An 11,337-nucleotide genomic window follows, 5' to 3' on the forward strand; every position below is an offset into this window, starting at 1 on the left:
GTGGTGAAAGCAAGTTAGCAACATGATAAAAAAATACAAGAGTAACATTTAAGAATGATAGTACTGTAACTTTTGTTAAAATTTATCGTATAATCAATGAATACTAAACAAATGTTTGTACATTTGCACTAATAATACCAGCCACGCTTCCCACTCGAACAGCGCACCTAGGCTGGTTTTCGATTTTTATATAAAGCCTATGAAATATTTAAAGCCGCCTGTACCAATACTTGAGCAAATAGAAATGCTCAAAAAAAGAGGATTAATTTTTAATGATGAAACGAAGGCTGCTCATTATTTATCAAACATCAGCTATTATAGATTAAGAGCTTATACGTATCCTTTTCAAGACAACAAAGATAAAAATCATCCTTTTATAGAAGAAGTATCTTTTGAAAAAATAATCGATTTATACGTTTTTGACAGGCACTTACGGTTGTTAATTTTTGATGGTCTTGAAAAAATAGAAATAGTCTTAAGAACTCAAATTATCTATAATTTTGCATTAACGTATGGAGGTTTTTGGCATTTAAAACCTGAATTATACAAAGATGCCATGCGATTTGCTAATCAGTTAGATTCGCTTCAAAAAGAAGTTGACAGGAGTAATGAAACATTTATTGATCATTATAAATCAAAATATACGCAACCAAGTGAACCGCCATGTTGGATGAGTTTAGAAGTTAGTAGTATGGGCTTACTGTCTAAAATTTTTCAAAACCTCAGAAAATCGGAAGAAAAGAAGAAAGTAACAAAACATTTTGGACTAACAAATCCTGAAATTTTAGAAAATTGGATGCACTGTTTTTGTAATCTTAGGAATATTTGTGCACATCACGGCAGAATATGGAATAGAAGATTGGTACCAATAAAATTGCCCTATAATACTCTTTATCCCTTTTTAGATAATGACAAATTATATACAAATAAATTATATGCCACACTTTGTTGTATTGAATATGTTTTACAAATTATCAGTCCAAATAATACTTTTAAAATTAGATTAAAAGAGTTGATTAAAAAATGCCCGATGAAACAAGAAAAGGAAATGGGTTTTCCTGCAAATTGGCAAAATGATAAACTTTGGTTATAAGTGTGCTAGAAATCACAACTAACCATCAATTACCCAAATACATTCATAATCAAAACTAATTTTCAATTAACAGCATATTAAGTTTTAATTTTTAAATTTGCATAGTTAATTACAAGAATATTAATCAATAAAAAAATATAAAATGGCATTAGCAATTACAGACGCTACTTTTGATGAGGTAGTATTAAAATCAAATAAACCAGTAGTAGTAGATTTTTGGGCAGCATGGTGTGGTCCGTGTAGAATGGTTGGTCCGGTTATCGATGAAATCGCAACAGAATATGAAGGAAAAGCGGTAGTTGGCAAAGTGGATGTAGATGCAAATCAAGAATTTGCAGCAAAATACGGCGTACGAAACATTCCAACAGTTTTGGTTTTCCAAAAAGGAGAAGTGGTAGGAAGACAAGTGGGAGTTGCTCCTAAAAAAACGTATACAGATGCAATTGATGCATTGTTGTAATAAGTAAAAAAATAAATATGAATAAAGGTCTGGTGTAAATCAGGCCTTTTTTTGTGGTTTAGAAATTACAACTTTAAAGTAAAAGTTGTTCCTTCACCTAATTTTGAATCAACAGTAATTTCGCAATGAATTGCTTTGGCCAAATCGCGAATTAAATGTAATCCTAATCCGGATTTAATCCCAACTACTTCTTTATCATCGTACATAGCTTTGAATTGGTCTTGACTAGCCCCTTTTCCATTATCCGTAACTGATAAAAAAGTTTGGTTATTTGCTTGCCAAGCTTTCCATTTTATCGTAGGATTTTCTATTCCTTCCAATGCTTTTATGGCATTTCCGGTTAAGTTCCGAAGGATGGTTTTAAGGTAATTTTCATCCGTAAATAACTTCAAATTATTAGGATTTTCAAATTCAATTCGAATTTGTTCAGTACTTGAGAAGTGTTTCTGAGTATCTTCAAACAACGAATAAACTGAAACTTGAGTAGGTTGAGGTTTAAAATTTTCCATTTGGCTTTTGCTCCATTGTAAAATGTCTTCCATAGAATGGAGTAAGTTTTCCGCACCATGCATGGTTTTGTCTTGCATGCGTTTGGTGCTTTCTTCATCCAGCATTTCCGGAATTTCTTTTTGGAGTTGTAAAAAGAAAATCAAATTGGCTACAGGTCCCCGCAGGTCATGATTTAAGATGCTGAAAAATCTTGCTTTTGCTTTGTTGGCTTGGTCGAGTTCTGCGTTAAGGAGTTGAAGTTTGTGGTTTGTTTTTTTGCGTTGTTGGTTTTGATAGAATAAGATAGCTCCAATACAAGTCACTAAAAATAATCCTAAAAATAAATACAGTCTTTGTTTATTTGCTGTACTTATTTTTAAGTTTTTAATATCGTTTTCAACGGTTAGATTTTTTATTTTTTGTTCTTTCAGTTCATTTTGATAGGTTCGCAAAAGTTCTTCTGTTTTATCAGCCACTTCCATGTTAAAAACAGAGTCTTTAGCTATATATGCTTCTTTTAAAAAAGGAAAAGCTTTGTTGAAATCTTTCTTTTTTTGATAATAATCGGCTAGATTTTCAGCCGTGATGACGATGTAATTATAATTTTCATTTTCTTTTGCCAATTCATAAGCCTCTGAATAATAAGCAAATGATTTTTCTAGTTGATTTTTTTCAAGATAATAATTTCCTAAATCAGAGCATGCAATCAATAAGGTTTGAGGAGCATTAACTTCTCTACAGAGTTTTTCACCCAATAGTAAATATTTTTCTGCATTTGTAAACTCTTTTTTGGTTAAATAAAGTCTTCCCAAATTCACTGATAATTCAGCTTCAAGCAAAACATATTCATCTTTTTGTGCGAAGGAAATTCCTTTTTTAAAGCAGTCAATAGATTTGTCAATCTGACCTAAATCTTCATAAATATTACCTAATCTGTTATAGTTAATCCCAAGCCCGGAATTGTTTTTTTCTTTTGTATTGATTTCAATTGCTTTTTCAAGATATTCAATTGCTTCTTTATGTTTGTTGTGTAGTTTTAAATTTTGAGCAATAGTGACATAGGGACTGGTAATTGGTTTCAAATCATATTTATCTTGTAATCCAATAATTTCAAAAGCTGTTTTAGTGGCGTCTTCTCGATTACCAAGTTGTGATTGAGTGGACATAATATTTTCCATCAAAAACTGAAGCATTTTTTTTGGCATATTCTTTTTTTCGAGAAACTGTTTTGCTTCCAAAAAGTGTTTCAATGCTTCTTCTGGTTTTTGATTGGACCAAGCAATTACCCCTTTCATGTTAATAATAAGATATTCCCCTTTTGGAAATTTTAATTTAGTAGAGTGAATTTTCATTTGACCCAAAAGCGAATCTACTTCATTAAATTTTCCTTGTTTTACTTTCAGAAAGGTAAAACTATTGAGGGCTTTTACATAATTTGTATCAATTGGTTTTGTTTTTAAAAAAACCTCAAGCGAATCATAGGATTTTGGAATTTGTCCAAAACAAAATGTAAAAAAAAACAGAAAAAAAAGAGTGATTATTTTTTTCATAGTTGTTTGTGTAAATCATTTTTAAAACTTCTCCCAATTGGTAAGTTTGTACCGTTAACTAATTCAATTTCATTGGCGTTGATTTTATTTATTTTAGACGGCATGACCGCAAAACTTCTGTGAATACGAACAAATTGATGAAATAAATCATCTGTTAAGAATTCACTCAACCCTTTCAAGACATAATGACGCTCTGTTTCGGTCACAATTACTGTATAATTTTTTAACGCTTCCAAATATAAAATTTCATGCAATCTAATTTTGATTTTTTCGGTTCCTGACTTTACATAAATTGCATCACCACCAATGGTTTGTTCATATAAATCAGCTTTGGTTTTAATGTTCATGAATTCTTCAATTCGTTGAATGGTCTGTTCGAATCGAGGAAATTTAAAGGGTTTTACAATAAAATCTAAGGTTTGAATTTCAAAGGTTTCAGCTGCACTTTCTGTATGAGAAGAAATAAAAACGCATACCCGAATGGAAAGTGCTTTTTTACGAAGTTCTATTCCGGATTCTCCCGGCATTTCAATATCTAAAAAAGCAATATCAACCTCATTTTGATTTAAAAAGAGAAGTGCTTTTTCAGCGGATTCAAAAACACCGATAACTTTTAAATTTAAAAATCTTTTGGCATACGATTGTACCACGAGTCGATCCATCTCGTCATCATCCACAATGATACAGCTAAACACCTTCATAGTAAGGAGAATATTTACTCAAATATAAAAATATTTACTCAAAATCGGTTGTTGGTACTGTAAAAATGTCGTTCGTCCTTTTGTGCTTTTTTCAACTACTTTTTTCAATCAACTTTGTTTTCAATTCCAACTTTAATTAGCAATAGTATGAAAAAGTATGTCTGTATACTCTTTTTCCATTTGTGTTTTTTTACAACTTTTTCACAAGTAGGTGTCAATACAACTTCACCTCAAGCACAATTGGATATTCGATCAAGTAATCAATCAACTCCCGCCAACACAGATGGGGTATTAATTCCTAAAATTGACGCATTTCCGTTAACGAATCCTACTGCTACACAGCAAGGGATGATGGTTTATTTAACAACATCATCCGGTAGTAACGAACCGGGATTTTATTATTGGGATAATTCAACAACTTCTTGGTTGCCCATTGGCAATGGAAGTAAAGACGGCTGGAAATTGACTGGTAATACAGGGACAAATCCTGCTGTAAATTTTATTGGGACTATTGATAATAATGATGTGGTTTTTAAAAGGAATAATATTATCTCTGGTCGAATTTCAGCAAATAATATTGCATTTGGGAGTCAAGCATATTTAAACAATACAACTGGCCAATATAATACAGCAATTGGGCACAACACTTTAAATGCAAATACTACCGGTAGTGTAAATGTAGCCGTTGGTGCTTATGCGTTGTTTTTAAATACAACGGGCTACAGAAATACAGCTGTAGGTAATGATGCTATTGCTGCCAATACTACAGGTTTTCTTAACTCAGCTTTTGGGAATAATTCACTCCGATATAATACCTCAGGAAATGAAAATTCTTCTTTTGGTTCAGATGCGATGATATCAAACACGACAGGTAGTTTTAACTCAGCCTTGGGAAGACAAGCATTAGCTTCAAATACAACCGGAGGTAATAATACTGCCGTAGGTTATTATTCATTATTTCTAAATACCACGGGAGAATTTAACACAGCATTAGGTGCAACTTCTTTGAGAAATAATACTATAGGATTGGCAAACACAGCTGTTGGGGTAAATGCATTGTTTAATAATACATTAGGTAATTACAATGTAAGCATTGGTGCAGGAAGTATGGAGGCAAATACAAATGGAGTTAACAATACCGTTGTAGGAACAGACGCATATAGATTAAATACTAATGGGAATTTTAATGTAGCGATTGGGAATAGTGCCTTGCGTTTTGGAATTTCAGGTTCAAACAATACTGCAATTGGTCAAAATGCATTAACAAATAATACTGCCGACTATAATACTGCTACAGGTTTTCAGTCGTTACAAAGTAACACAACTGGAATTTATAATGTAGCTAACGGTGTAGATGCTTTGTATTCTAATACGACAGGAAGTAATAATGCCGCTTTTGGCGTTGCAGCATTATTTACAAACACAACAGGACAAGATAATACTGCAGTAGGTAATACTGCTTTGCGATTAAACACAACCGGAAGTTGGAATACTGCGGTGGGTAGAGAGGCATTGAATAATAATACTACAGGGTTAGACAATACAAGCGTTGGAACTGCCTCTTTAAGAAATAATACAATAGGAAATTACAACACTTCCATTGGAAGAAATTCTTTGTTTTCAAATACAACAGGAGATTATAATACTGCAAATGGTTATCAATCGCTTTTCTCAAATACAACTGGAATTTACAATTTAGCCAGTGGTGTAGATGCTTTGTATTCCAATACAACAGGAAGTAATAATGCCGCTTTTGGCGTTGCAGCATTATTTACAAACACAACAGGACAAGATAATACAGCAGTAGGTAATACCGCTTTGCGATTAAACACAACCGGAAGTTGGAATACTGCGGTGGGTAGAGAGGCATTGAATAATAATACTACAGGGTTAGACAATACAAGCGTTGGAACAGCTTCCTTAAGAAATAATACAACAGGAAATTACAACACTTCCATTGGAAGAAATTCTTTGTTTTCAAATACAACAGGAGATTATAACACTGCAAATGGTTATTTGGCATTATATAGTAATACAACAGGAACACCAAATACAGCTATAGGAACTGAAACATTATATTCTAATACTACTGGTAATAATAATACTGCAACTGGCTATAGAGCACTTTTTGCTAATACCATTGGACATTCCAATACTGCCAATGGGCAAGGTGCACTTCAAAACAATACAATTGGAAATTCAAATACAGCCAATGGTAGAGGAGCACTTTTTTCTAATACAACAGGAATTTCAAATACAGCAAGTGGTGTAAGTGCTCTACAAAACAACACAACTGGGAGTGGAAACACAGCTAATGGCACAGGTGCACTTCAAGATAATTCAACAGGCAGCAGTAACACAGCAATTGGTACATCAGCACTTGATTTTAATACAACCGGTAATTATAATACTGCAATAGGTGTTGCTTCATTACATAACAATCATGCTAATAGCAGAAGCACAGCGGTTGGTTATCATGCTTTATTTTTTGCTGATAATCGCACCTTGGGTAGAGAAACCTACAACACTGCTATTGGTAATGAAGCTTTAAGAGGAGGAGGTATTATTGCCAATAATACTGGTCAGTTTAATACGGCTGTTGGTGATTTTGCTCTTTTAAGTAACACAAATGGAAATTCTAATACAGGTATCGGCAGAAATGCACTTCAATTTAACAATAGTGGCTCTCCAAATACTGCTGTTGGTGCAGAATCACTTTCTAGTAATACCACGGGCAACAACAACAACAGTCTAGGATATCGCTCATTGTATCTGAATCAAACTGGTAGTCAAAATACTGCATTAGGGTCAGAGGCATTATACAATACAACGACTTCTAACAACACCGGGATAGGTTACAGAGCTATGAATTCTGCTACAACAGGTTTTAGAAATACTACATTAGGTAGCAATAGTGGATTAAACATTACAACAGGCAATTATAATACTGCTATAGGTACAAATGCATTCAGCACTTCAAACCACATCAACTCAACTGCCATAGGTGACGCATCGGGAATAACGGCTGATAACCAAGTTCGCATTGGCGATGCCGGTGTCACTTCTATTGGTGGTTTTGCCAATTGGACCAATGTATCTGACGGACGATTCAAAACCAATGTAAAACAAAATGTACCAGGACTTTCCTTTATTACAAAATTAAAACCGGTTACCTATCAATTGGATTTAGATGTCATTCATACTTATTTAAAAACACCTTCAGAAGTTAGAAAACCGGAAACAGAAAACGATAAAAAACAAGAAATTCAAACCGGATTTATCGCTCAAGAAGTGGAACAAGCAGCTCAAGAAACCGGATTTACTTTTTCGGGTGTGGATAAACCTAAAAATAATGAAGATTTTTATGGACTTCGCTATGCGGAATTTGTGGTGCCATTAGTAAAAGCAGTACAAGAACAACAAGAGATGATTGAAAAACTACAACTAAAAATTCAACAATTAGAAGAAAGATTAAACAATCAAGACAAAAAATAATACCTTTATTATCAAAACAATAACGACATGAAACTAATACATTTTTTTACTGCATTATCTTTTTTGTTTAGTTCAGTAGGTTTTTCTCAATCCTATCCTCCAACTAAAACAGGAAATGAGGTTGATGTTTTTCACGGTGTTTCTTATCCTGATCCATTACGTTGGTTAGAAGATATGAAAAATCCTGAAGTAGAACAATGGTTTAAAAACCAAGCAGATTATACTTCACAAGTTTTTAGTAAAGTAAATGGAATTCAGGCATTAGCTAAAGAGTGGAATGAGTTGAGTTTAATACAACAGGAAAAATACACCGATATTTATTTTAGAGGAGGTATTTTTTTCTACAAAAAAACATTGCCTAACGAGTCGGTAGGTAAAATTTACATGAAGAAAAGCATAAATGCTACCGAAGAGCTTTTGTTTGATCCTCTCACATTTATTGAAGGGAAAACCCTTTCCGTTACGGGTATAAAACCTAGTTTTAATGGTAAGTTTTTAGGGATAGGTTATTCCGAAATGGGTGCAGAAATTGGAAGTTTGATTATAGTTGATGTAGCTATGAAAAAGGTTTTGCCTCAAAAATTTGAACCAAATTATCAAGGAATCACCGATTGGATGCCCGATAATTCAGGGTTTTTGTGGCCTAAATTGGTAACTTCTGATATGACTAGTCCTGAGTTATTTATGAATCTCAAAACCATGTTTCAATCAATAGATTTGACAAAACCAAGCGAAGATTTTTTCTCCAAAGCAAAAAATCCCGAACTTCCAATTGATGCAGCTGATTTTCCTGTTGCTTTTACTACTGAAGATATGCCAAATTATGTTTTTGGCGGACTTTTTTCAGTCCAAAGTGAATTAAGAATGTTTTATGCTCCCATTATTGACAAGTACATAAAAGAGTTAGAATGGAAAGTTTTGTCCGAAGTTAAAGATAGTCTTATAGGTACGTTAGAATTTCATAAAGGAAAAGTATATGGAATTTCTTCAAAAGGAGCTTCTAATTTAAAGTTGATTGCAACTACAATTGAAAACCCAAATTGGGATAAAGCAGAAGTTATTGTTTCGGAAAGAAAAGAAAAATTGGAAGAATTTGTCAAATGCAAAGATTATTTAGTGATGGTTTATAGCGACGGAATTAATTGTTCCTTGTATAAATATCGATTTGAAAACAAGACGTTTGAAAAGATTGAGACCCCTTTATCGGGCACATTCAAATTGAGTGTTTTAGATAAAAAAAAGAATGTGGTAACAGTTCGAATAATGAGTTGGAATAAGTCAGCTATTTCCTTTGATGTTAACCTGGATAAAAATAGTTTTACCACAAGTCAGTTCAGTAAATCATCTAATTATCCTAAAGTTTTTGAAGAGTTGGTTGTAGAAGAAGTAGAGGTCAAAGGACATGATGGCGTTATGATTCCCTTGTCATTAATTTATAAAAAAGGCATCAAAAGAGACGGACAAAATGTTTGTGTAATGGAAGCCTACGGAGCCTATGGAATGAGTTCAAAACCGTATTTTGATGTAATGTATAATACTTTAGCAACAAAAAATGTTATCATTGCTATTCCGCATGTTAGAGGTGGCGGAGAAAAAGGATATGATTGGTATATGGGAGGCTATAAAACAACCAAACCCAACACATGGAAAGATTTTATCAGTTGTGCAGAATGGTTAGTTCAAAACCGTTATACTTCTCCTTCTAAATTAGGTGGAATGGGTACTTCTGCCGGCGGCATATTGATAACAAGAGCCATTACAGAACAGCCTGATTTGTTTTCAGCTGCTGTTTGTAATGTGGGAATTTCTAATGCTTTGCGAATGGAGTTTACACCTAATGGAGCAAATAATACCAAAGAGTTTGGAACTATTAATAATGCTGTTGAATGTAAAGCATTATATGAAATGGATGGTGTGGCTCATATTAAAAAAGGGGAAAAATATCCTGCTGTTTTGTGTGTTGCTGGATGGAATGACCCAAGAGTGATTCTGTGGCAACCCGCTAAATTTGCTGCAATGATGCAGTTAAATACAGCCACCATAAAACCGGCTTTGTTGAAAGTAAATTTTGATAATGGACATTTTACAGAAGATAAAAATGTAACACATCTTGATTTTGCACATCAATTCGGTTTTGTTCTATGGCAATGTGGACATCCCGAATTTCAAGTGAAATAGCTAAATAAGTTGGAATGTATTTAGTTAAAGGTTCAGTCGAAAGATTGAGCCTTTTTTGTTAAAATTATGAAGTAAATCAACCAGTTTTCAAATTTTCAAATTATCTTTGAGCTATGAAGATAGAAGATCAAAAAGAAATAATATCAGGTTTTAAACACCTCGAACTACTTGCCAATCAAGTTGTAGAAGGTTTTATTTCCGGTATGCATAAATCACCATTTCACGGTTTTTCGGCTGAATTTGCAGAACATAAAGTCTACAATCAAGGCGAAAGCACGAAATATATTGATTGGAAATTGTTTGCCAAAACCGATCGATTGTATACCAAAAGATACGAGGAGGAGACCAATCTGCGTTGCCATTTGATTATTGACAATTCTTCTTCGATGCATTATCCGAAGTTAAAAGAAGGGGAACCGTTTTACGAAAGCAAAATTGGTTTTTCCGTATTGGCATCTGCTGTTTTGATGAATTTGCTTAAAAAGCAACGTGACGCAGTGGGTTTGAGTGTTTTTTCGGATGCATATGAATACTATGCTCCTGAAAAAGGAAGTGATCGTCATCATCGGATGATTCTGAACAAATTGGAAGACTTGTTGGAAAATCCAAAAGTGCCAAAACCCACAGAAACAGTTACTTTTTTACATCAAATTGCTGAAAAATTACATCGTCGTTCGATGATTGTTTTGTTTACGGATATGTTTCAAGAGGGCGAAGAAACAGCATTGTTTAATGCCCTACAACATTTGAAACATGACAAACATAAAGTGGTTTTGTTTCATGTTATTGATGAAAAAAGAGAACTCAATTTCGATTTTGATAATGCACCAAGAAAGTTTATTGATGTGGAAACCGGAGAATCAGTTAACTTATTTGCTGAAAACATCAAAGAAACGTATGAAAAAAATGTGGAATCCTACTTTAAAAAAGTAGCGATGACGTGTGCTCAAAATAAAATAAAATACGTTCCGGTTAATGTTGGAGCCAATTTTGAAAAAATACTCACCACATATTTGGTTGAAAAACAAATGTTTGGATAACGAATGTAAAAATATTCCAAAAAAAGTAACATAAACACTTGCAGATATTGAATTCCGTTGTATATTTGCAACCGCAATTAAGCGAAGGTTTGGTAGTTCAGTTGGTTAGAATACATGCCTGTCACGCATGGGGTCGCGGGTTCGAGTCCCGTCCAGACCGCTAAAATTGGGAAAATTTTTAAAAGCACTTTGGTAAAAAAGTGCTTTTTTGCCCAAAAAAGCATTTAAAATAGTTGTGTTGTTTAGGACGACCGAAAGGAAGTCCTGGTTTAGTAGTTAGACCAATGAAAAGCTTTTCACCTTTTGGTGAATGGCTTTTTTGCTTTTTGGA

7 protein-coding genes and 1 tRNA gene are annotated in these 11,337 nt (G+C 33.5%); 6 read left to right on the top strand and 2 right to left on the bottom strand.

The genetic code is table 11. The annotated features are described in order from the left end of the window. Positions 1 to 199: 199 nt before the first annotated feature. Together ACIQ2Z_RS11405 and trxA are read left to right on the top strand one after the other, a co-directional pair. Positions 200 to 1,093, top strand: coding sequence for an Abi family protein (locus ACIQ2Z_RS11405; protein WP_396184278.1), 894 nt, complete (start codon positions 200 to 202; stop codon positions 1,091 to 1,093). A 142-nt stretch (positions 1,094 to 1,235) separates the two neighbouring features. Further along, entirely contained in the window at positions 1,236 to 1,553 is a 318-nt protein-coding gene (trxA, locus tag ACIQ2Z_RS11410) for a thioredoxin (protein ID WP_396184279.1), read from the top strand. A gap of 65 nt (positions 1,554 to 1,618) precedes the next feature. Here trxA and ACIQ2Z_RS11415 read toward each other — a convergent pair whose 3' ends face one another. Further along, positions 1,619 to 3,592, bottom strand: a complete 1,974-nt coding sequence (locus ACIQ2Z_RS11415) for a tetratricopeptide repeat protein (RefSeq protein WP_396184280.1) — start codon at positions 3,590 to 3,592, stop codon at positions 1,619 to 1,621. Further along, positions 3,589 to 4,293 carry a LytR/AlgR family response regulator transcription factor gene (locus ACIQ2Z_RS11420; RefSeq protein ID WP_396184281.1) on the bottom strand — a complete coding sequence of 235 codons (705 nt, stop codon included), beginning with the start codon at positions 4,291 to 4,293 and terminating at the stop codon, positions 3,589 to 3,591. The genes ACIQ2Z_RS11415 and ACIQ2Z_RS11420 overlap by 4 nt, the downstream gene beginning before the upstream one ends. Positions 4,294 to 4,440: 147 nt before the next feature. On the opposite strand from ACIQ2Z_RS11420, the gene ACIQ2Z_RS11425 reads away from it, so the two are divergent. The 4 genes from ACIQ2Z_RS11425 (at position 4,441) to ACIQ2Z_RS11440 (ending at position 11,166) form a co-directional block, all read left to right on the top strand. Beyond that, the gene (locus ACIQ2Z_RS11425; protein WP_396184282.1) at positions 4,441 to 7,788 is read left to right on the top strand and encodes a tail fiber domain-containing protein; all 3,348 of its coding nucleotides are present in this window, start codon (positions 4,441 to 4,443) and stop codon (positions 7,786 to 7,788) included. A gap of 27 nt (positions 7,789 to 7,815) precedes the next feature. Next, a complete protein-coding gene (locus ACIQ2Z_RS11430; protein ID WP_396184283.1) occupies positions 7,816 to 9,966 on the top strand; it encodes a prolyl oligopeptidase family serine peptidase in 2,151 nt (716 codons plus the stop codon). A 113-nt stretch (positions 9,967 to 10,079) separates the two neighbouring features. After that, the gene (locus ACIQ2Z_RS11435; RefSeq protein WP_396184284.1) at positions 10,080 to 11,006 is read left to right on the top strand and encodes a DUF58 domain-containing protein; all 927 of its coding nucleotides are present in this window, start codon (positions 10,080 to 10,082) and stop codon (positions 11,004 to 11,006) included. 86 nt (positions 11,007 to 11,092) lie between these two features. Continuing rightward, positions 11,093 to 11,166, top strand: a tRNA-Asp gene (locus ACIQ2Z_RS11440). The last annotated feature ends 171 nt before the right edge of the window (positions 11,167 to 11,337 follow it).

Source organism: Flavobacterium sp., from assembly GCF_044361015.1.
Taxonomy (GTDB): Bacteria; Bacteroidota; Bacteroidia; order Flavobacteriales; family Flavobacteriaceae; genus Flavobacterium.